We start from the raw sequence: 20,072 nt of genomic DNA on the forward strand, positions 1-20,072 counted from the left end.
GTCAGGCATCCATTGCTGCTAGCGCGAACGCAGTAACCGCAGCGCATTGGCGGTAACCAGCGCGGTGGCACCAGAATCCGCCAGCACCGCCAGCCACAAACCGGTAAAACCGAGCAGCGTGGTGACCAGGAACAATGCCTTCAGCCCGAGTGCCAGCGCGATATTCTGACGAATAATGCGCCGCGTGCGGCGGGCGAGCGCCACGGTGCGTGGCAGAATCGCCAGGCGGTTTTGCGTTAGTGCCGCATCGGCGGCTTCCAGTGCCACATCAGTCCCGCTTCCCATTGCAATGCCCAACGTGGCGGCTTTCATCGCCGGGGCATCGTTGATGCCATCGCCAATCATCGCCAGCGGATGTTGGGTATCCAGCTCACGTACGGCAGTGACTTTGTCCGCAGGCAGCAGACCGGCGCGATAATCAATCTGCAACTCTGCCGCGATCGCCGCTGCGGCGCGCGGGTTATCGCCCGTTAGCATCAGGCTGCTGATACCGAGTTTTTGCAGCGCGGCCAGCGCGGTAACCGCCTCTGCACGCAACCGATCCTGCAACGCCAGCAGACCTAACGGGCGTGTATCCTGCAACAATACCACCACGGTTTTGCCCTGCGCTTCATACTGCGCAATGCTTTGCTGCTGTTCATCAGCCAGGTTTGTTACCTCACGCGGTGCCAGCAACTGATAGCTGATACCGTGAATATTCGCCTGAATCCCGCTGCCTGCCAGCGTCTGCTGATTGCTGGCGGCGGGCAGGGTAAGCCGCCGACGTACCGATTCCGCTACAATCGCCAGCGCCAGTGGATGGCTGGAACCCTGTTCAACCGCCGCGCTCAGCGCCAGCAATTGCTCTGGCTGCTCGTTGCTGAAAGCGACGATGTCGGTGACCTGTGGCTTACCTTCGGTCAGCGTGCCGGTTTTATCGAATGCCATCATCCTGACGCGGCTGAGTCGTTCCAGCGCGGCACCACCTTTGATCAATGCGCCCTGACGTGCAGCGGCAGCCAGGCCGGAGGTGATGGCCGCCGGCGTGGAGATCACCAGTGCACAGGGACAACCGATCAGCAGCAATGTCAGCCCTTTATAGATCCACGGCAACCACTCAGCGCCAGCCAGCAACGGCGGCAGCACCATCACCAGCAACGCCAGCAGCATAATCGCCGGGGTGTAGAGACGGCTGAAACGGTCAATAAAACGTTCCACCGGCGCACGATGGCTTTCCGCTTCTTCAATCAGTTGCAGGATGCGGTCAATGGCGCTGTGGCCTGGTTCCGAGAGCACTTTCAGCGTCACCAGACGATCAACGCTGGTGGCCCCGGCCATCACCGTTTCACCAGGCTGGCGTGCCACGGGTATTGATTCACCGGTGAGGGCGCTTTCGTCAAAGCTGGCGCTGTGGCTAAGCAGTTCGCCATCGGCGGGTAAGCGCCCCCCGGCAGCGACTTCAATCACATCGCCGGGCTGCAAATCCGCCAGCGCGACCTGCTGGCGCTGCGTGCCGCGCACACGGATGGCGGTGTCGGGACGCAGTGCCATCAGCGCAGTCACGCCACGGCGGGCGCGGGTGGCCGCATAGGCTTCCAGTCGTTCCCCCAGCTGGAACAGCAGCAGCACCATCGCCGCTTCGGCGTGTGCGCCAATCACCAGCGCACCGGCGGCGGCCAGCGTCATCAGGGTTTCGATACTGAAGGGGGAGCCGCTGCGCAGCAAACGCCAGGCACTGCGCGCGATCGGCAATAAACCGACCAGGGTGGTGGCAATAAACAGACGATCGCCCCAGACGGGCGAGACCTGGCTCAGCAGCCAGCTGGCGAGCATTAACACGCCCAGCAGCAGCAAACCGGCATTTTCCTGTAAACGGCTGGGCTGAATCTGTGGATCGGAGGAGATCAGGCTGAAACCAGCGTTTTTCACCGCCTGCTCAATGGCTGGACGAATATCGTTTTCAGCATCGACGACCAGTTTTTCACTGGCAAAGATCACGCGGGCGCTGTGCACCTGCGGCAGTTTTTGTACCGCGTTTTCGATTTTGCGGGCGCAGCTCGGGCAATCCATGCCAGCAATTTGCCAGCGGAATTGTTGGGTGCCAGGGCCGGGCCTGTCGCTTTCTTCGTCGGCGTCGCCACCGCCGGGACTGCCGCTGTCGTAGCAGTCACAGCTGCTTTCTGGCGTTACCGGTTGGGCGGCGGAAATTTGGAGCGTCACCGGGCGGGCGCTGCTGATGCCGCACAGTGGCTGCGGTTTGCTGTGGTTTTTAGTACAGCCGCAGGGGTGAGAATGTTGATGCATGTAACCTCCGGATTCAGGGACGGGCATTAACCCGTACCCTGATGCTACACTCTGGAGTGGACTCCAGAGTCAAGCGTTAAGGTTACTTTTTCTTCAGTTGATCCATAAAGAACGCACAATCATAAAGTGACCGGCGAAGTAGCAGGCCGCCACGATAGCACTGTCGGCACTGACCCGGCGGCGATAATGCGTGATAAACCAGATGATATTCGCCAGCAGCAACAGCCCGGCACCGACCAGCAGCGAGAAGCTGTAATCAGTCGGACGGAAGAAGTAGTTCTCGGCGGCCACCCAGTTCATCACCAGCGTCATACCGATAAAGGTGCAAACCGGCCAGCGCAGTTCCTCCAGTTTCGTCCAGATGATGCCAATCAGCACCACGCCAATGATCAAGAGCGTGAGCGGGATCGGCCAGAAGAAACTCACCGTCATATGCGCGGCGAAGCTGATGGTGTAGAGCAGATGCGAAAGAAAGAACGCCCCAAGGGCATACAGCATCTGCTGGCGCGGTAGCAGCGTCAGGGCATCGCCAAGCAGTGTGGCGACCAGACCAGCCACAATCAGATAGTCGGTGGTGTTGAAGGTGGGCGCTTGCCAGGCCCAGGCTAACAGCAGCAGCAGGGTGACGGGTTTAAATAACCAGCGCTGCCATTGGGGGCCACGGTAGGTTGCATCGACATAGAGCCAACCGGAAAAAAGTACGGCAAGGAAAGACCAAAGCATGTTTTCTCCCTTTTTCTGGACGTGTTGTCCGCCAGTCTGATGAATTTTCCCAAAATCGCCAACCCAGTGTATGTTACCGGCGATGAATGTGACAATCGGGCAACTCTGGTTGTATGCTTTGTCGTCTTTACCTTTCCGACACTAACGCAAAGCACGAGCGAAAACATGAGCAAACCACCGCTACTCTTTTTTATCGTTCTGGCGATTATTGCCGTTTTGGCGACCCGTCAGTTTATTAAACAGCGCCGCGAAACCGCGGTGAACGATGCTTCTCCGATCCGCTCCCTGAGTGTAGAGGTTAAAACCAAGCGTGAATATCCGTCACCCAATCGCCGCTCGCGTCAGCGCGAAGTGATTGCCGGGGAAGATATGCGTTATGAAGCCTGGTTCCATCCTCTGAATGGCGCCGGGGATTTCAAATTGATCATCAATGCTGGCGATTATCATCAGATGGATAAAGGCGTGAAGGGCGAGCTGAAAATGCAGGGCAGCCGGTTCGTGAGTTTTACGCCGGTGCCCTGATCGGTACGGGAAGCAACATTATCCTTTCGGGTAATGTTTCTTCTGCCATGCCAGCAGTTCAAATACGCCAAAAAAGAAAATCTTCCATTGCGTGGCTTGTCCCAGCTTTGGCGCTTCTTTCGGCTGCGTGGCGCGCAGCAACACCAGCTGCAATCCATGCATGATGATCATAAAGAACAGCGCGACATGCACAAAATAGCGCAGCGGCACAGGAAACGGGTGCACCAGATTCAGCAGTAAAAATGCCCAGACGCAGATCATCAATAAACGTCCCAGATTAAGCCACATCACGCATCTCCTTGTTGGCGTTGGTATAAGCGATAGGCGACTTGCCCGGCAATTTTCTCGCGATAAAGATCCCAGTTAGCAGGCACCGGTAACGCGCCATGTTCCACTTCGCTTTCGACATAGATTAGCGCTTCTTCCGCCAGCCAGCCGTTTTGCTCCAGCAGGGCCAGCGTCTCCTGTAATAACCCCTTACGAAATGGCGGATCGACGAACACCACATCAAAAGGCTCACCCGGCTGGCTCAGCCATTGCAGCGTATTGGTTTGTACGACTTTGCCGTTACTGGCACGCAGCGTTTGCAGGTTTTGCGTCAGTTGCTGCGCCACCGGGCGTTCCAGCTCCAGCAGCGTGGCGGAGGCGGCAAAACGCGACAGCGCTTCCAGTCCGAGCGCGCCGCTGCCAGCAAAACAATCCAGGCAACGCGCCTGCTGAATATCCGGGGCCAGCCAGTTAAACAGGGTTTCACGTACCCGATCGGTGGTCGGACGCAGGCCCGTGCTATCGGGGACCGGCAATTTGCGGCCGCGCCACTGGCCACCAATGATGCGGATCTGACCAGCAGCGCCGCTGCTGCGGGGGGATTTACTCATTTTGCTCACAACTCGTCATAATTTGTTGCGTAGTTTAACGGGCGTGGCAGGCAGAAGAAACGTAAAAAAGGGTGCTGTGGTGCGCTGGCTGGAAAGTGTTAGACTAGTGAGTTGGTATGGCACGCGTAATTCACTGATTTTTACGCGGCTCACAACCTGTAAATTGAATTTTTTATCCCCTGGGAACAGCGTGCTACCGGGAATAAGCCATCGAGGAGTGTAGTCACACAATGGCAAAAGAGAAAAAACGCGGCTTTTTTTCTTGGCTAGGTTTTGGCAAAGAAGAAGAGACGCAACAGCCAGCGGAAGATAAGCAGCAACCTGCTGAAGTCGCTCAGGAGCCAGCCGTTGAGGAGAGCGCGTTAGATCGCGCCGAAGCGCAGGCTGAAGCAACCGTCGCCGTCACTGAACAGGTGGCCGAACAGCAGGCCGAGCCGGTTATTGCCGTCGTTGAAGAAGAGGTTGTGCCGGTAGCGATCGCTCAACCGGAAGTTGCGCCGATTGAAGAACAGCCAGAGCCTGAAGCGCTGGCGCAGGACGATGACATCGCGCTGAGCGATGAAGAACTGGAAGCGCTGGCACTGGCTGAAACGGCGCCTGAGGAAGCGGCAGCGGAGGACACCGTCAGCGATCTGCCGCTGGCTGCCGCGCCGATTGTTCAGCAGGAGCAGGAGCGTCCAACCAAAGAGGGCTTCTTTGCCCGTCTGAAACGCAGCCTGGTAAAAACCCGTGAAAACCTCGGTTCCGGATTTATCGGGCTGTTCCGCGGCAAGAAAATCGATGACGATCTGTTTGAGGAGCTGGAAGAACAGCTGCTGATTGCGGACGTTGGCGTCGAAACCACGCGCCGTATTATCACCAATCTGACCCAGCAGGCGAACCGTAAACAGCTGCGCGATGCAGAAGCCTTATACGGTTTACTGAAGGCAGAGATGGCCGGCATTCTCGACAAAGTCGATGCACCACTGGATGTTGCGGGCAAAACGCCGTTCGTCATTCTGATGGTGGGTGTCAACGGCGTGGGTAAAACCACCACCATCGGTAAGCTGGCGCGTCAGTACCAGGCCGAAGGGAAATCTGTGATGCTGGCGGCAGGCGATACGTTCCGCGCCGCTGCGGTTGAGCAGCTTCAGGTTTGGGGCCAGCGCAATAACATCCCGGTTATCGCGCAGCATACCGGTGCCGATTCCGCGTCAGTGATTTTTGATGCCATCCAGGCAGCGAAAGCGCGTAATGTCGATGTCCTGATTGCCGATACGGCGGGTCGTCTGCAGAACAAATCGCACCTGATGGAAGAACTGAAGAAAATCACCCGTGTGATGAAAAAGCTGGATGAAGATGCGCCGCACGAAGTGATGCTGACGATTGATGCCAGCACCGGGCAAAACGCGATTAGCCAGGCCAAACTGTTCCATGAGGCGGTGGGTCTGACTGGCATCACGCTAACAAAACTGGATGGCACCGCGAAAGGCGGTGTGATCTTCTCGGTTGCCGATCAGTTTGGCATTCCGATTCGTTATATCGGTGTCGGGGAAGGCATCGAGGATTTACGGCCGTTTAAGGCCGCAGACTTTATTGAGGCACTGTTTGCCCGAGAGGACTAATTGGGATGATTCGCTTTGAAGAGGTCAGTAAGGCATATCTGGGCGGACGCCAGGCGCTCCAGGGGGTGGATTTCCATCTGCGCCCCGGCGAAATGGCGTTTCTGACCGGCCACTCTGGCGCGGGGAAAAGTACCTTACTGAAGCTGATTTGTGGCATTGAGCGCCCGAGCGCCGGGCAGATCTGGTTCAGCGGGCACGACATTACCCGGCTGCGGAATAGCGAAGTGCCCTTTTTACGTCGCCAGATTGGCATGATCTTCCAGGATCACCATCTGCTGATGGACCGTTCAGTGTATGACAACGTGGCAATCCCGCTGATTATCTCGGGTGCCAGCGGTGAGGACATCCGTCGTCGCGTGTCGGCGGCGCTGGATAAAGTCGGCCTGCTCGACAAAGCGAAAAGTTTCCCGATTCAGCTTTCTGGCGGTGAACAACAGCGCGTCGGGATTGCCCGTGCCGTGGTGAATAAACCCGCAGTTTTGCTGGCGGATGAACCGACCGGTAACCTTGATGAAGCGTTGTCAGAAGATATTTTGCGCCTGTTTGAAGAGTTCAATCGCGTGGGTGTCACGGTATTGATGGCGACCCATGATATGGGACTGATCGCCCGGCGTAACTACCGCATGATGACGCTCAATCAGGGACGCCTGCACGGAGGCCATGATGGTCAATAAACGCAATAAGCGCCCCCCTGCGCCGAAAGCGAAGCAACAGCCGAAAAGCAAAGCGCTGAAGGGCGGTTGGCAGGAACAATGGCGCTATGCGCTGCGCGGCACGCTGTCAGATATGTGGCGTCAGCCGCTGGCGACGCTGCTGACGGTGATGGTTATCGCTATTTCGCTGACGCTGCCGAGCGTCTGCTATATGGTGTGGAAAAACGTCAGTCAGGCGGCGACCCAGTGGTATCCGGCGCCGCAGCTGACGGTGTATCTCTCCAAAACGCTGGATGATACCGCCGCAGAAAACGTCACCGCACAGCTTAAGCAGCTGGACGGCGTGGATAACGTCAATTATCTGACGCGTGAAGAGGCGCTCAACGAGTTCCGCAACTGGTCTGGTTTTGGTGGTGCAATGGACATGCTGGAGCAGAATCCGTTGCCTGCGGTGGCGATCATCACCCCGAAGCTGAATTTCCAGAACTCCGATACCATGGCGAATCTGCGCGACCGCGTGGCGAAAGTGCAGGGCGTGGATGAAGTGCGGATGGACGACAGCTGGTTTGCCCGTCTGGCGGCGCTGACCGGTCTGGTCGGACAAATTGCCTCGATGATCGGCCTGTTGATGGTGATTGCGGTGTTCCTGGTGATTGGTAACAGCGTGCGCCTTAGCATCTTTGCCCGTCGCGATACCATTAATGTGCAGAAGCTGATCGGTGCCACCGACGGCTTTATTCTGCGTCCGTTCCTGTATGGCGGTGCCTTGCTCGGTTTTAGCGGTGCGGTGTTGTCGCTGATCCTGTCGGAAGTGCTGGTGCTGCGTCTGCAATCCGTGGTGGCGCAGGTGGCCACGGTGTTCGGCACCACCTTTGTTCTGGAAGGGTTTTCCTGGGATGAAGGGCTGCTGCTGCTGCTGATTGCTGCAATTATTGGCTGGATTGCCGCCTGGCTGGCGACAGTACAACATTTACGCCGATTTACGCCGCAGTAAACGTCTGACACATTTTTTTGGTATAATAGTCCTCTGCTGCCGACACTCGGGCGCAGAGGATTTTTTCTCCGCTTCCCTTCCTGTCATCTGTGTGTAAAATATTCACTGTTACTATGGAACTTGTGGATAACTTTGATCTCTAAGTTCGGTAGCACAGATTGCTTTCGGATTTCGGGTGACGTTGACATACTGTATCGTCTGCCCAAAGAAATGTGCGGCAATATTCAACTGAATTTGTGAGGGTTTGAATGACCAAAGAAATGCAAACTTTAGCTATTGCTCCTCTTGGTAACCTGGAATCGTATATCCGGGCCGCCAACGTCTGGCCGATGCTATCGGCAGAAGAGGAAAAAGCGCTGGCTGAACGGCTGCATTACCAGGGCGATCTGGATGCAGCTAAGACGCTGATCCTGTCTCATCTGCGCTTTGTTGTTCATATCGCTCGTAACTATTCCGGTTACGGCTTGCCACAGGCGGACCTGATTCAGGAAGGCAACATCGGCCTGATGAAGGCGGTGCGCCGCTTCAATCCTGAAGTGGGTGTGCGTCTGGTGTCGTTTGCCGTGCACTGGATTAAAGCTGAGATTCACGAGTACGTACTACGTAACTGGCGTATCGTGAAGGTCGCTACCACCAAAGCACAGCGTAAGCTGTTCTTTAATCTGCGTAAAACCAAGCAGCGTCTGGGCTGGTTTAACCAGGACGAAGTGGAAATGGTAGCGCGTGAGCTGGGCGTGAGCAGCAAAGACGTGCGCGAAATGGAATCCCGTATGGCAGCGCAGGACATGACTTTCGACATGTCGTCTGATGACGAAAGTGGCGAAAGCAAAAGCATGGCTCCGGTGCTGTATCTGCAGGATAAAACCTCTGACTTTGCCGACGGCATCGAAGAGGATAACTGGGATGCGCACGCCGCCGACAAACTGACCGACGCGATGCAGGGGCTGGACGAGCGTAGTCAGCACATTATCCGTGCGCGCTGGCTGGATGAAGAAAACAAAACCACGTTGCAGGAACTGGCCGACCAATACGGCGTTTCCGCAGAGCGTGTGCGCCAGCTGGAAAAGAACGCCATGAAGAAACTGCGTATGGCGATTGAAGCCTGATAAGGCTCAGAAAAACAGGCGACTCCCGGAGTCGCCTTTTTTATGCCCGCAATTTATCGAATCCAGCCATCAACCTGCGCACGAAAACCGCAAGCCTGCATAAACGCGGCGCGTATGCCCTGGTTGGCCTCGCCGTCATCAGCAATCCACCAATCCGCCAGTGAGCTGTTCTGCGCCAGCGTCTCTTCCAGTAAATATTTGCCCACCCCACGGCGACGCGTGACTTCACGCACGCTGAGATGGGTAATTTTTCCCTGAGTGCCCTGAATCGTCAGTTGCAGCGCCGCCAGCAGGCGGTCATTAAAACGCGCGGCATAGACACGCTGCGTTTCGCTGAGCTGAGCTTCCAGTTGCGAAATATCGAACTCAGGCCAGACTTTGGTCAGGTCGATACGATCCTGCGTCGTCAACGATGTTAAGCGCTGAATAGTGAGCTTCATTACCCGTACCTGTACTAGTGCAAAGGGCATAGTGTAGCGAATTTAGACAGTCAGAGCGCTGTCACTTTTTTTCGATAAAAACAGGTCAAACAACATCCGGTTTGCCAGGATTGTGGTTTAACAGTCCGAGAGTTGCGCATTAAGCCAGCATAATGAGCTGGTAAGGTGGCTAAAATGTGGCCATAACAACCAGAGTATTCTGCTGTCTGACTTGGTCATTACTGAATATGTCAGTTGATTTACAGAAGAAAGTTCCTGTTTAATAACCTGAAAAATAACACCTTATTACCTATAAATGCCAGAAAAGTGCGCTAACTCATTATTCCTGAATCAGTTTTCCTCTTTCACTGGCAGAAAATAAACCAACACACAACAGACACGACACAACAGATGGGGAAGTTCGCATGAAAATGAGTAAAGGACGCGCATTACTGGCGGGCTGCGTGGCGCTGGCGATGAGCCACGCGGCGCTGGCAAAAGACATCAAAATTGCCATCGTTGGTGCGGCAACCGGTCCGGTAGCCCAGTATGGCGACATGCAATTTACCGGTGCAGCGCAGGCCATCAAGGACATCAACGCCAAAGGCGGCGTCAACGGCGATAAGCTGGTGGGCGTGGAATATGATGATGCCTGTGACCCGAAACAAGCGGTAGCAGTGGCTAACAAAGTGGTTAACGATGGCATCAAATACGTTATCGGCCACCTCTGCTCCTCTTCAACCCAGCCTGCATCCGACATCTATAATGACGAAGGCGTGCTGATGATCACCCCGGCAGCTACCGCACCGGAACTGACGGCGCGTGGTTATGCTGATGTGATGCGCACCACCGGCCTCGACTCCGATCAGGGCCCGACAGCGGCTAACTACATCCTGGACACCATCAAACCGAAACGTATCGCGGTGGTGCATGATAAGCAGCAGTATGGCCAGGGCCTGGCGGAATCCGTGCAGAAAACCCTGAAAGCCAAAGGCGGCAACGTGGTGCTGTTCGAGGGTATCACCGCCGGTGATAAGGATTTCTCCACTCTGATTGCGCGTCTGAAGAAAGATAACGTCGATTTCGTTTACTACGGTGGTTACTACCCGGAGCTGGGCCAGATTCTGCGCCAGGCGAAAGCGGCAGGCCTGAACGCGGGCTTTATGGGACCAGAGGGTGTGGGCAACGCTTCGCTGTCTAACATCGCGGGTGATGCGTCTGAAGGCCTGTACGTGACGCTGCCGAAGCGTTATGACCAGCTGCCGGGCAACAAAGCCATCGTTGATGCTATCAAAGCCAACAGCGCACCGAACCGCAAAGATCCGACCGGTCCGTTCGTCTGGACCACCTATGCCGCGATTCAGTCACTGGTAGCCGGTATCGAACGCAGCAAAAGCGACGAGCCGGATGCTATCGCGAAGAACCTGAAAGAAGGCGCACCAGTGCCGACAGTGATGGGCGACCTGAGCTGGGATCAGAAAGGTGACCTGAAGGGCTTCGAATTCGGCATCTTCAAGTGGCACAAAGACGGCTCATCTACAGCGATTAAGTAATCGTTGCATCCAGCACGAAATCAGGGCGGCCTTCAGGTCGCCCTTCATCAAATCCGGTCAATTTACCGCCAGTCGCGGTAACGATTTACCATCACGGACGTGTTTCTAAGGTACTTGTTATGTCCGAGCAGTTCCTCTACTTCCTCCAGCAGATGTTCAACGGAGTGACCCTGGGCAGCACCTATGCGCTGATTGCCATCGGGTACACCATGGTTTACGGCATTATCGGCATGATTAACTTCGCCCATGGCGAGGTGTACATGATCGGTAGCTATGTTTCCTTTATCGTGATTGCCGCGCTGATGATGATGGGCATCGACACCACCTGGCTGATGATTGCCGCTGGGTTTGTCATGGCGATCATCATCTCCAGCGCCTACGGCTGGAGCATCGAACGTGTGGCTTATAAGCCGGTTCGTTCCTCGAAGCGCCTGATCGCGCTGATCTCCGCCATCGGTATGTCGATCTTCCTGCAAAACTACGTCAGCCTGACGCAAGGCTCGCGCGATCTCGCGCTGCCGAGCCTGATCACCGGCCAATGGACGCTGGGCGAAAGCAACGGCTTTGCCGCCACGCTCTCCACCATGCAGCTGATGATCTGGGTGGTGACCTTTATCGCCATGCTGGCACTGACGATTTTTATCCGTTATTCGCGCATGGGCCGCGCCTGCCGTGCCTGCGCGGAAGACCTGAAAATGGCCAGCTTGCTGGGCATCAACACCGACCGCGTGATTTCGCTGACCTTTGTGATTGGCGCGGCGATGGCGGCCGTTGCCGGGGTGTTGCTGGGGCAGTTCTACGGCTCCATCAACCCGTTTATCGGTTTTATGGCGGGGATGAAAGCCTTTACCGCCGCGGTGCTGGGTGGCATTGGCAGCATTCCGGGCGCGATGATTGGCGGCCTGGTACTGGGCATTGCCGAAGCGCTGACGTCGGCTTATCTCTCCACCGAATATAAAGATGTGGTTTCCTTTGCGCTGCTGATTGTGGTGCTGCTGGTCATGCCGACCGGCATCCTTGGCCGTCCGGAGGTGGAAAAAGTATGAAGCGCCTCGGTCTGGTTAACGCCGTTGTCTCAACGGTGATGTTGCTGGTGCTTGCCACCTTTTTTATGGGCATGCGCCTTGATCTTGATGGCACCAAACTGGTGGTGTCGAATGCCGGAACGGTGCGCTGGAACTGGATTTTTGTCGGTTGCGGCGTGGTGTTTTTGTTCCAGCTGTTGCGTCCGTTATTCCAGGGTGTGTTGAAACGTGGCGGCAACGGGCTGGTGCTGCCGGGCTTTGATGGTTCAACGCCGAAGCAGAAGCTGGTAATGGTGCTGTTTATCGTCGCGGCGGTGATCTGGCCGTTCCTGGTGTCGCGCGGCAGTGTGGATATCGCCACCCTGACGTTGATCTACGTGATGCTGGGGCTGGGTCTTAACGTGGTGGTGGGGTTGTCTGGCTTGCTGGTACTGGGCTACGGCGGCTTCTATGCCATCGGTGCTTACACCTTCGCCTTGCTGAATCACTACTACGGTTTTGGTTTCTGGCAGAGCCTGCCGCTGGCGGGGCTGGTGGCCGGGGCGTTTGGTTTGTTGCTCGGCTTCCCGGTGCTGCGTCTGCGCGGTGATTACCTGGCGATCGTCACCCTCGGCTTTGGCGAGATTGTGCGTATCCTGCTGCTGAATAACACCGCCATTACCGGTGGTCCGAACGGCATCGCGCAGATCCCGAAACCGACCTTATTTGGTCTGGAGTTTGGCCGTAAGGTCAGCGAAGGCGGCTGGGGCACCTTCCATGAGGTGTTTGGCCTGAAATACGACCCGAATGACCGCGTTATTTTCCTCTATCTGGTCGCGCTGCTGCTGGTGGTGCTGACGCTGATTATCATCAACCGTCTGCTGCGCATGCCGCTGGGACGTGCCTGGGAAGCGCTGCGCGAAGATGAAATCGCCTGTCGTTCCCTCGGCCTCAGCCCGACGCGTATCAAGCTGACGGCGTTCACCATCAGTGCGGCCTTCGCCGGGTTTGCCGGTACGTTGTTTGCCGCGCGCCAGGGCTTTGTCAGCCCGGAATCCTTCACCTTTGTCGAGTCGGCGTTTGTGCTGGCGATTGTGGTGCTGGGTGGGATGGGATCGCAGTTTGCCGTGATCCTCGCGGCGGTGCTGCTGGTGGTGTCGCGCGAGCTGATGCGCGATCTGAATGAATACAGCATGCTGGTGCTGGGTGGCTTAATGGTGCTGATGATGATTTGGCGTCCGCAGGGTCTGCTGCCGATGAAACGTCCGCATCTGAAACTGAAACAGGGTAAAGCGGGAGAGCAGGCATGAGTCAGCCTTTATTAGCGGTAGAAGGCCTGATGATGCGCTTTGGTGGCCTGCTGGCGGTGAACAACGTAGCGCTGGAACTGCGTGAGCAGGAAATCGTGTCGCTGATCGGCCCGAATGGTGCCGGTAAAACCACGGTGTTCAACTGTCTGACCGGTTTCTACAAGCCAACGGGTGGCAGCATCAAACTGCGCGACCAGCATCTGGAAGGATTGCCGGGGCAGAAAATCGCGCGCATGGGCATTGTGCGTACCTTCCAGCACGTGCGTCTGTTCCGTGAGATGACGGTGATTGAAAACCTGCTGGTGGCGCAACATCAGCATCTGAAAAGCGGCGTGTTCTCCGGGTTGTTTAAAACCCCGGCTTTCCGCAAAGGGGAAAGTGAAGCGCTGGACCGTGCCGCGACCTGGCTGGAGCGTATTGGTCTGCTCGAACTGGCGAATCGCCAGGCGGGTAACCTGGCTTATGGTCAGCAGCGTCGGCTGGAGATTGCGCGCTGTATGGTGACGCGTCCGGAAATCCTGATGCTGGATGAGCCTGCCGCCGGTCTTAACCCGAAAGAGACACACGAACTGGACGAGCTGATCGCGGAACTGCGTGGCGAGCATAAGGTGTCGGTGTTGTTGATCGAACATGATATGAAGCTGGTGATGGGGATTTCTGATCGCATCTACGTGGTCAATCAGGGAACGCCGCTGGCCAATGGCACGCCGGAAGAGATTCGTAACAACCCGGACGTGATCCGTGCCTATTTAGGAGAGGCATAACATGGCCAACCCGATGTTAACTATTGAAAACGTCAGCGCGCATTACGGCAAAATTCAGGCGCTGCATAACGTCAGCCTGTATATCAATCAGGGAGAGATTGTCACCCTGATCGGTGCCAACGGTGCGGGTAAAACCACGCTGCTCGGCACGCTGTGCGGCGAGCCGCGCGCCACCTCGGGTGCCATCACGTTTGATGGCAAAACCATTACCGACTGGCAAACCGCGCGCATTATGCGCGAGGCGATCGCCATCGTGCCGGAAGGGCGGCGGGTGTTTTCGCGCATGACAGTGGAAGAGAACCTGGCAATGGGTGGCTTCTTTGCCAGCCGTAGCCAGTATCAGGAGCGTATTGAACGCGTTTATGATCTGTTCCCACGTCTGGCAGAGCGTAAGGTGCAGCGTGCAGGCACCATGTCGGGCGGTGAGCAGCAGATGCTGGCGATTGGCCGTGCGCTGATGAGCCAGCCGCGTCTGCTGTTGCTGGATGAACCGTCACTGGGCCTCGCGCCGATCATCATTCAGCAGATTTTCGACACCATCGAACAGCTGCGTAAAGAAGGGATGACCATCTTCCTGGTGGAGCAGAACGCCAACCAGGCGCTGAAACTGGCCGACCGTGGCTACGTGCTGGAGAACGGGCATGTGGTGCTGGAGGATACCGGCGAGGCGTTGTTATCCAACGAAGCGGTACGTAGTGCATATTTGGGTGCCTGACCTGTAGCTACCGTCTTGAGCGTCAATCCCTGGTGCGAATAAATTCGCACCCTACAGATGTAGGGTCGGCATTAATGCCGACCAGGCCAGGAACCGCACGGAGCCGTAGCGGCGCGATTTATCGCGCTGTTTTTTTGCCACCGTAACGGCTGAACGGCGCGCGATAAATCGCGCCGCTACACCAGGTACGGTTGGCAAAATCGCGCCAATCTAAACTCTTGTCCCTGTCATATTCCCGTCATTAACCTGTTATTTTTCCGTCATTTTCCCGTGTCATGTTACTTCGCGAACAAAAAATGCGTGATTTCGCGCGTATCTAACAGCACAGGAAAACTTTATGTCCGCTTTTACGCTTCGTCCCCGCCTGATGAGTGCTCTGCTCGGTCTGGCGCTCAGCGGTAATGCGCTGGCTGCTACCGAAATTCCTTTCTGGCACTCAATGGAAGGCGAGTTAGGCAAAGAAGTTGATTCTCTGGCACAACGTTTTAACCAGGCTCACCCAGACTACAAAATCGTCCCGGTCTACAAAGGCAACTATGAACAGAGCCTGGCGGCGGGGATTGCAGCAGTACGTACCGGCAAAGCACCGGCCATTTTGCAGGTGTATGAAGTGGGTACCGCGACCATGATGGCATCGAAAGCCATTGTGCCGGTGCACCAGGTTTTCCAGGATGCCGGTATCGCTTTCGATGAAAAACAGTTCGTCCCAACTGTGGCGGGCTACTACAGCGATTCAAGCGGCCATCTGATCTCCCAGCCGTTTAACAGCTCCACTCCGGTGCTGTACTACAACAAAGACGCCTTCAAAAAAGCCGGTCTGAACCCGGATCAACCGCCGAAAACCTGGCAGGAACTGGCGAAAGACGCCGATGCGCTGCGTAAAGCAGGCATGACCTGTGGTTACGCCAGCGGCTGGCAGGGCTGGATTCAGATTGAAAACTTCAGCGCCTGGCATGCTCTGCCGGTAGCGACCAAAAACAACGGCTTTGACGGCACAGACGCGGTGCTGGAATTCAACAAGCCGGTGCAGGTTCGTCATATCCAGATGCTGGAAGATATGAACAAGAAGGGTGATTTCACCTACTTTGGCCGTAAAGATGAATCAACCGCCAAGTTCTATAACGGCGATTGCGGCATCACCACAGCCTCTTCCGGTTCACTGGCGGATATCAAACATTACGCCAAATTCAACTTTGGTGTCGGCATGATGCCGTATGACTCCACCGTACCGAACGCACCGCAGAACGCCATCATCGGTGGTGCCAGCCTGTGGGTGATGAAAGGCAAAGATGCCAACACCTACAAAGGTGTCGCGGAGTTTATGCAGTTCCTGGCCCAGCCGGAAATCGCCGCGGAATGGCACCAGAAAACCGGTTATCTGCCGATCACCACCGCCGCTTATGAGCTGACCAAACAGCAGGGCTTCTATGACAAGAACCCAGGCGCAGACATTGCGACGCGTCAGATGCTGAACAAAGATCCGCTGCCGTTCACCAAAGGGATGCGTCTGGGCAACATGCCGCAGATTCGTACCATTGTGGACGAGGAGCTGGAAGGCGTGTGGACTGGCAAACAGTCACCGCAGGCAGCGCTGGATAACTCAGTGAAACGCGGAAACGAACTGCTGCGCCGTTTTGAGCAGCAGGTGAAGTAACCGCCGTAACGGGGCAGATCTGCGCGATCTGCCCCGATCTTTTTGCCTGACCGAGTCTGCTATGTCCTCATCACGCCCCGTATTCCACTCCCGTTTGTTACCTTATTTGCTGGTGCTGCCACAGCTGGTGATTACCGCCATCTTCTTTTTGTGGCCAGCGGGTGAAGCGCTATGGTATTCGCTGCAAAACCTTGATCCCTTTGGTATTTCCAGCACTTTTGTTGGGCTGGATAACTTCCGTCGCCTGTTTAACGATGAATACTACCTGGCGTCTTTCTGGACCACCATTGAGTTCAGCACGCTGGTGACGGTATGCGGCATGCTGTTTTCGCTACTGCTGGCGGCGCTGGTGGATTACGTGATACGGCTGAAGAAGCTGTATCAAACCCTGCTGTTGCTGCCCTATGCGGTGGCTCCGGTCGTGGCGGCGGTGCTGTGGATGTTCCTGTTTAACCCTGGACTCGGTCTGTTCAGCCATCTTCTGAACCAAATCGGCTACGACTGGAACTACGCGCAGAACAGCGGCCAGGCGATGTTCCTGATTGTTCTGGCGTCGATCTGGCAGCAGATGAGCTACAACTTCCTGTTTTTCTTTGCGGCGCTGCAATCGATCCCTAAATCGCTGGTGGAAGCCGCGGCGATTGATGGAGCCGGACCGGTGCGTCGTTTCTTTAACCTGTCCCTGCCGCTGATCACCCCGGTGAGTTTCTTCCTGCTGGTGGTCAACCTGGTATACGCCTTCTTCGATACCTTCCCGGTGATCGATGCGGCGACCGGCGGCGGCCCGGTGCAGGCCACCACCACGCTGATCTATAAAATTTATCGCGAAGGTTTTACCGGGCTGGATCTCTCCTCGTCGGCGGCGCAATCGGTAGTACTGATGTTGCTGGTGATTGGCCTGACTATCCTGCAATTCCGCTTTGTCGAGCGTAAGGTGCAATACCAATGATTGAGAACCGACGCGGGCTGGATATCTTCAGCCACACGCTGCTGGTGCTGGGCGTGCTGACCATTCTGTTTCCGCTGTATGTCGCTTTTGTCGCGGCTACGCTGGATAACAACGCGGTGTATCAGGTGCCGATGACGCTGATCCCTGGCACGCATTTATGGGACAACATTTCCCGCATCTGGACCCAGGGGGTGAACGGCAGTGGCCCGGCCTTTGGTCTGATGCTGCTCAACAGCCTGTTGATGGCTCTCGGCATTACCGTGGGAAAAATTACCGTCTCGATGCTGTCGGCATTTGCGCTGGTGTGGTTCCGCTTTCCGCTACGCTCGTTATTTTTCTGGCTGATCTTCATCACCCTGATGCTGCCGGTGGAAGTGCGTATCTTCCCGACGGTGGAAGTGATTTCGACGCTGCATATGCTCGACAGCTACAGCGGTCTGACGCTGCCACTGATGGCGTCTGCCACCGCCACCTTCCTGTTTCGTCAGTTCTTTATGTCACTGCCGGATGAATTGATTGAAGCCGCGCGTATCGACGGTGCCAGTCCGATGCGTTTCTTCTGGGACATCGTGCTGCCGCTGTCGAAGACCAACCTGGCGGCGCTGTTCGTGATCACCTTTATCTACGGCTGGAACCAGTACCTGTGGCCGCTGCTGATTATCAACGACGCCAGCCTCGGCACCGCAGTCGCTGGGGTGAGAAGTATGATCAACACCAGCGGCGGACCGACGCAGTGGAACGAAGTGATGGCGGCAATGTTATTAACCCTGATCCCACCGGTGGTGGTGGTTTTAGTCATGCAGCGTGCCTTTGTGCGTGGCCTGGTGGAGAGTGAGAAATAAAATGGCAGGCGTAACCCTTCAGACCGTCACCAAATCGTATGACGGCAAAAATCAGATCATTCAGCCGCTGAATATCACCATCAATGACGGTGAATTTATGGTGATGGTGGGGCCTTCCGGCTGCGGTAAATCGACGCTGCTGCGTATGGTTGCCGGGCTGGAGCGCGTCACCTCCGGCGATATTTATATCGACGACAAACGCGTGACCGACCTTGAACCGAAAGATCGTGGTATCGCCATGGTGTTCCAGAACTATGCGCTCTATCCGCATATGACGGTGGAAGAGAACATGGCCTATGGCCTGAAAATCCGTGGTATGGGCAAAGAACAGATTCGCCAGCGCGTGCTGGAAGCAGCACGCAGCCTGGAGCTGGATCACCTGCTGACGCGTCGTCCGCGCGAACTGTCCGGCGGCCAACGCCAGCGTGTGGCGATGGGACGCGCTATCGTGCGTGAACCGGCGGTGTTCCTGTTCGATGAACCTTTGTCGAACCTCGATGCCCGCCTGCGCGTGCAAATGCGTCTGGAGTTGCAGCAGCTGCATCGCCGTCTGCAAACCACCAGCCTGTACGTGACGCACGATCAGGTCGAAGCGATGACGCTGGCACAACGGGTGATGGTGATGAACAAAGGGGTCGTTGAGCAACTGGGCACGCCAGTTGAAGTGTACGAGCGCCCCGCCAGCCAGTTTGTTGCTGCCTTTATCGGCGCACCGGCGATGAACCTGCTGCCGGGGCAAATCAACAGCGACGGCACGCGTTTCAACCTTGATGCGCTGCACGCGTTGCCGCTTGGGGAAAGCAAAGCGAAATGGGCCAACCGTCCCCTGACGCTGGGCATTCGCCCGGAGCATATTCAGCTCAGCAGCCGCGAAGAAGGTGGCATTCCGCTGGTGGTGGAGACGCTGGAAATGCTCGGTGCCGATAATCTGGCGCATGGTCGTATCGGTGACGCGCGATTGGTGGTACGTTTGCCGCACAGCGAACGCCCGCAGGCGGGCAGCACCCTATGGCTGCAACTCCCGGCGGATGCGTTACATTTCTTCGATTCAACCCATGGAAAGCGTCTGGAATGAGTAAGCACAACTGGCCTTATCCGCATATCGTTGCCCATCGTGGCGGCGGGAAACTGGCCCCGGAAAATACCCTCGCCGCCATTGATATGGGCGCGCATTATCGTCACCAGATGATTGAGTTTGACGCCAAACTCTCCGACGATCGGCAGATTTTCCTGTTACATGACGACACGCTGGATCGTACCAGCAATGGCTGGGGCGTGGCGGGCGATCTGCCCTGGGACAAACTGGCGCAGCTGGATGCTGGCAGCTGGTTTAGCAACAAGTTTGCCGGTGAACCGCTGGCGTTGCTGAGTGATGTGGCGGCGCGTTGTCGTCAGCATCAGATGATGGCGAATATTGAAATCAAACCGACCACCGGCAAAGAGGTGGAAACCGGGCGTGATGTGGCATTAGCCGCGCGCGAACTGTGGCAGGGGCAAACTGCGCCACTGCTGTCATCTTTCTCTTATGACGCGCTGGAAGCGGCCATGCAGGCGGTACCGGAACTGCCGCGTGGTTTACTGCTGGATAGCTGGCATGACGACTGGCAGGCGCTGACAGCAAGCCTCGATTGCGTATCGATACATCTCAACCACAAGTTGCTGGATGCCGAACGCACCGCGCAGCTGAAGGCGGCGGGTCTGCACATTCTGGTGTATACCGTGAATCAGCCCGAGCGGGCGCGCGAGCTGTTGAGCTGGGGTGTCGATGCGATCTGTACCGACCGCATCGATATTATCGGTCCCGACTTCCGTTAGTAGCCATTCTGTTGCTGCTGTTGCTGGCCCGGCTGCGATTTGATGACGCGCTGCTGGGCGCTATCGCGATGTTCCTGCATTTTGCGCTGCAAATCCTGTTTCTGCTGCTGCTGATCCTGTTGCAGTTTCAGCTTCTGCTGTTGCTGCTGAATTTGCATCTGCGTCTGCATCCGTTGCTGACTTGGGTTATAACCGGGTTCGAACGGTTGATTGGTGTTATTCAGCATATTCGCCATGCTGCTTAACGGCAGCAGGGTCGCGAAAACGATTAGCCATTTTTTCAT

General features: G+C 56.3%; 21 protein-coding genes. 15 read left to right on the forward strand and 6 right to left on the reverse strand.

Annotated features, from left to right (window positions below; genetic code table 11):
* Window positions 1–18: 18 nt before the first annotated feature.
* Together HA50_RS01060 and HA50_RS01065 are read right to left on the reverse strand one after the other, a co-directional pair.
* On the reverse strand, window positions 19–2,283 hold the full coding sequence (locus HA50_RS01060; RefSeq protein ID WP_084871792.1) for a zinc/cadmium/mercury/lead-transporting ATPase: 2,265 nt from the start codon (window positions 2,281–2,283) through the stop codon (window positions 19–21).
* A 93-nt stretch (window positions 2,284–2,376) separates the two neighbouring features.
* Window positions 2,377–3,006 (reverse strand): lysoplasmalogenase, encoded by a 630-nt coding sequence (locus tag HA50_RS01065; RefSeq protein WP_084871793.1) that lies wholly within the window; start codon window positions 3,004–3,006, stop codon window positions 2,377–2,379.
* A gap of 165 nt (window positions 3,007–3,171) precedes the next feature.
* Here HA50_RS01065 and HA50_RS01070 point away from each other — a divergent pair, with 165 nt between their 5' ends.
* The gene (locus HA50_RS01070; RefSeq protein ID WP_084878273.1) at window positions 3,172–3,528 is read left to right on the forward strand and encodes a DUF2500 domain-containing protein; all 357 of its coding nucleotides are present in this window, start codon (window positions 3,172–3,174) and stop codon (window positions 3,526–3,528) included.
* A gap of 18 nt (window positions 3,529–3,546) precedes the next feature.
* On the opposite strand, the gene HA50_RS01075 is transcribed toward HA50_RS01070, so the two are convergent.
* Together HA50_RS01075 and rsmD are read right to left on the reverse strand one after the other, a co-directional pair.
* Entirely contained in the window at window positions 3,547–3,816 is a 270-nt protein-coding gene (locus HA50_RS01075; RefSeq protein ID WP_084871794.1) for a DUF1145 family protein, read from the reverse strand.
* The gene (gene rsmD / locus HA50_RS01080; RefSeq protein WP_084871795.1) at window positions 3,816–4,406 is read right to left on the reverse strand and encodes a 16S rRNA (guanine(966)-N(2))-methyltransferase; all 591 of its coding nucleotides are present in this window, start codon (window positions 4,404–4,406) and stop codon (window positions 3,816–3,818) included. The genes HA50_RS01075 and rsmD overlap by 1 nt, the downstream gene beginning before the upstream one ends.
* 230 nt (window positions 4,407–4,636) lie before the next feature.
* Here rsmD and ftsY point away from each other — a divergent pair, with 230 nt between their 5' ends.
* From ftsY to rpoH, 4 genes are all read left to right on the forward strand, one after another.
* Window positions 4,637–6,010 carry a signal recognition particle-docking protein FtsY gene (ftsY, locus tag HA50_RS01085; protein ID WP_084871796.1) on the forward strand — a complete coding sequence of 458 codons (1,374 nt, stop codon included), beginning with the start codon at window positions 4,637–4,639 and terminating at the stop codon, window positions 6,008–6,010.
* A 5-nt stretch (window positions 6,011–6,015) separates the two neighbouring features.
* Window positions 6,016–6,684: a cell division ATP-binding protein FtsE gene (gene ftsE, locus HA50_RS01090; protein ID WP_084871797.1), complete on the forward strand. Its 669-nt coding sequence runs from the start codon at window positions 6,016–6,018 to the stop codon at window positions 6,682–6,684.
* Window positions 6,674–7,657 carry a permease-like cell division protein FtsX gene (gene ftsX / locus HA50_RS01095; protein ID WP_084871798.1) on the forward strand — a complete coding sequence of 328 codons (984 nt, stop codon included), beginning with the start codon at window positions 6,674–6,676 and terminating at the stop codon, window positions 7,655–7,657. The genes ftsE and ftsX overlap by 11 nt, the downstream gene beginning before the upstream one ends.
* Before the next feature lie 248 nt (window positions 7,658–7,905).
* Window positions 7,906–8,763 carry an RNA polymerase sigma factor RpoH gene (gene rpoH, locus HA50_RS01100; protein ID WP_084871799.1) on the forward strand — a complete coding sequence of 286 codons (858 nt, stop codon included), beginning with the start codon at window positions 7,906–7,908 and terminating at the stop codon, window positions 8,761–8,763.
* A gap of 53 nt (window positions 8,764–8,816) precedes the next feature.
* On the opposite strand, the gene panM is transcribed toward rpoH, so the two are convergent.
* Window positions 8,817–9,203, reverse strand: coding sequence for an aspartate 1-decarboxylase autocleavage activator PanM (gene panM / locus HA50_RS01105; RefSeq protein WP_084871800.1), 387 nt, complete (start codon window positions 9,201–9,203; stop codon window positions 8,817–8,819).
* A gap of 404 nt (window positions 9,204–9,607) precedes the next feature.
* Between panM and HA50_RS01110 the strand changes: the two genes are divergently transcribed.
* From HA50_RS01110 to ugpQ, 10 genes are all read left to right on the forward strand, one after another.
* Window positions 9,608–10,735, forward strand: coding sequence for a branched-chain amino acid ABC transporter substrate-binding protein (locus tag HA50_RS01110; protein ID WP_084871801.1), 1,128 nt, complete (start codon window positions 9,608–9,610; stop codon window positions 10,733–10,735).
* A gap of 119 nt (window positions 10,736–10,854) precedes the next feature.
* Window positions 10,855–11,781 (forward strand): high-affinity branched-chain amino acid ABC transporter permease LivH, encoded by a 927-nt coding sequence (gene livH, locus HA50_RS01115; RefSeq protein ID WP_084871802.1) that lies wholly within the window; start codon window positions 10,855–10,857, stop codon window positions 11,779–11,781.
* Window positions 11,778–13,049 (forward strand): high-affinity branched-chain amino acid ABC transporter permease LivM, encoded by a 1,272-nt coding sequence (locus HA50_RS01120; RefSeq protein WP_084871803.1) that lies wholly within the window; start codon window positions 11,778–11,780, stop codon window positions 13,047–13,049. Before livH ends, HA50_RS01120 begins: the two co-directional genes overlap by 4 nt.
* The gene (gene livG / locus HA50_RS01125) at window positions 13,046–13,813 is read left to right on the forward strand and encodes a high-affinity branched-chain amino acid ABC transporter ATP-binding protein LivG (protein ID WP_084871804.1); all 768 of its coding nucleotides are present in this window, start codon (window positions 13,046–13,048) and stop codon (window positions 13,811–13,813) included. The genes HA50_RS01120 and livG overlap by 4 nt, the downstream gene beginning before the upstream one ends.
* A gap of 1 nt (window position 13,814) precedes the next feature.
* Window positions 13,815–14,528 (forward strand): high-affinity branched-chain amino acid ABC transporter ATP-binding protein LivF, encoded by a 714-nt coding sequence (gene livF, locus HA50_RS01130; protein WP_084871805.1) that lies wholly within the window; start codon window positions 13,815–13,817, stop codon window positions 14,526–14,528.
* Between the two features lie 337 nt (window positions 14,529–14,865).
* Window positions 14,866–16,182 (forward strand): sn-glycerol-3-phosphate ABC transporter substrate-binding protein UgpB, encoded by a 1,317-nt coding sequence (gene ugpB / locus HA50_RS01135; protein WP_084871806.1) that lies wholly within the window; start codon window positions 14,866–14,868, stop codon window positions 16,180–16,182.
* A 61-nt stretch (window positions 16,183–16,243) separates the two neighbouring features.
* Window positions 16,244–17,131 (forward strand): sn-glycerol-3-phosphate ABC transporter permease UgpA, encoded by an 888-nt coding sequence (gene ugpA / locus HA50_RS01140; protein WP_084871807.1) that lies wholly within the window; start codon window positions 16,244–16,246, stop codon window positions 17,129–17,131.
* Complete coding sequence (gene ugpE, locus HA50_RS01145) at window positions 17,128–17,973, forward strand: sn-glycerol-3-phosphate ABC transporter permease UgpE (RefSeq protein ID WP_084871808.1); 846 nt, start codon at window positions 17,128–17,130, stop codon at window positions 17,971–17,973. The genes ugpA and ugpE overlap by 4 nt, the downstream gene beginning before the upstream one ends.
* Window position 17,974: 1 nt before the next feature.
* On the forward strand, window positions 17,975–19,048 hold the full coding sequence (locus HA50_RS01150; RefSeq protein ID WP_084871809.1) for a sn-glycerol-3-phosphate import ATP-binding protein UgpC: 1,074 nt from the start codon (window positions 17,975–17,977) through the stop codon (window positions 19,046–19,048).
* Entirely contained in the window at window positions 19,045–19,788 is a 744-nt protein-coding gene (ugpQ, locus tag HA50_RS01155) for a glycerophosphodiester phosphodiesterase (protein ID WP_084871810.1), read from the forward strand. The genes HA50_RS01150 and ugpQ overlap by 4 nt, the downstream gene beginning before the upstream one ends.
* On the opposite strand, the gene HA50_RS01160 is transcribed toward ugpQ, so the two are convergent.
* Window positions 19,785–20,072, reverse strand: a complete 288-nt coding sequence (locus HA50_RS01160) for a DUF2756 domain-containing protein (protein ID WP_084871811.1) — start codon at window positions 20,070–20,072, stop codon at window positions 19,785–19,787. The genes ugpQ and HA50_RS01160 overlap by 4 nt on opposite strands.

The sequence above is a fragment of the Pantoea cypripedii genome, from assembly GCF_002095535.1.
In the GTDB taxonomy this organism is placed as follows: domain Bacteria; phylum Pseudomonadota; class Gammaproteobacteria; order Enterobacterales; family Enterobacteriaceae; genus Pantoea; species Pantoea cypripedii.

Excerpts from the sequence above, each read along its gene's own strand:
- HA50_RS01060 (WP_084871792.1), bottom strand. The coding sequence starts at position 2,283 with ATGCATCAACATTCTCACCCCTGCGGCTGTACTAAAAACCACAGCAAA.
- HA50_RS01065 (WP_084871793.1), bottom strand. The coding sequence starts at position 3,006 with ATGCTTTGGTCTTTCCTTGCCGTACTTTTTTCCGGTTGGCTCTATGTC.
- HA50_RS01070 (WP_084878273.1), top strand. The coding sequence starts at position 3,172 with ATGAGCAAACCACCGCTACTCTTTTTTATCGTTCTGGCGATTATTGCC.
- HA50_RS01075 (WP_084871794.1), bottom strand. The coding sequence starts at position 3,816 with ATGTGGCTTAATCTGGGACGTTTATTGATGATCTGCGTCTGGGCATTT.
- rsmD (WP_084871795.1), bottom strand. The coding sequence starts at position 4,406 with ATGAGTAAATCCCCCCGCAGCAGCGGCGCTGCTGGTCAGATCCGCATC.
- ftsY (WP_084871796.1), top strand. The coding sequence starts at position 4,637 with ATGGCAAAAGAGAAAAAACGCGGCTTTTTTTCTTGGCTAGGTTTTGGC.
- ftsE (WP_084871797.1), top strand. The coding sequence starts at position 6,016 with ATGATTCGCTTTGAAGAGGTCAGTAAGGCATATCTGGGCGGACGCCAG.
- ftsX (WP_084871798.1), top strand. The coding sequence starts at position 6,674 with ATGGTCAATAAACGCAATAAGCGCCCCCCTGCGCCGAAAGCGAAGCAA.
- rpoH (WP_084871799.1), top strand. The coding sequence starts at position 7,906 with ATGACCAAAGAAATGCAAACTTTAGCTATTGCTCCTCTTGGTAACCTG.
- panM (WP_084871800.1), bottom strand. The coding sequence starts at position 9,203 with ATGAAGCTCACTATTCAGCGCTTAACATCGTTGACGACGCAGGATCGT.
- HA50_RS01110 (WP_084871801.1), top strand. The coding sequence starts at position 9,608 with ATGAAAATGAGTAAAGGACGCGCATTACTGGCGGGCTGCGTGGCGCTG.
- livH (WP_084871802.1), top strand. The coding sequence starts at position 10,855 with ATGTCCGAGCAGTTCCTCTACTTCCTCCAGCAGATGTTCAACGGAGTG.
- HA50_RS01120 (WP_084871803.1), top strand. The coding sequence starts at position 11,778 with ATGAAGCGCCTCGGTCTGGTTAACGCCGTTGTCTCAACGGTGATGTTG.
- livG (WP_084871804.1), top strand. The coding sequence starts at position 13,046 with ATGAGTCAGCCTTTATTAGCGGTAGAAGGCCTGATGATGCGCTTTGGT.
- livF (WP_084871805.1), top strand. The coding sequence starts at position 13,815 with ATGGCCAACCCGATGTTAACTATTGAAAACGTCAGCGCGCATTACGGC.
- ugpB (WP_084871806.1), top strand. The coding sequence starts at position 14,866 with ATGTCCGCTTTTACGCTTCGTCCCCGCCTGATGAGTGCTCTGCTCGGT.
- ugpA (WP_084871807.1), top strand. The coding sequence starts at position 16,244 with ATGTCCTCATCACGCCCCGTATTCCACTCCCGTTTGTTACCTTATTTG.
- ugpE (WP_084871808.1), top strand. The coding sequence starts at position 17,128 with ATGATTGAGAACCGACGCGGGCTGGATATCTTCAGCCACACGCTGCTG.
- HA50_RS01150 (WP_084871809.1), top strand. The coding sequence starts at position 17,975 with ATGGCAGGCGTAACCCTTCAGACCGTCACCAAATCGTATGACGGCAAA.
- ugpQ (WP_084871810.1), top strand. The coding sequence starts at position 19,045 with ATGAGTAAGCACAACTGGCCTTATCCGCATATCGTTGCCCATCGTGGC.
- HA50_RS01160 (WP_084871811.1), bottom strand. The coding sequence starts at position 20,072 with ATGAAAAAATGGCTAATCGTTTTCGCGACCCTGCTGCCGTTAAGCAGC.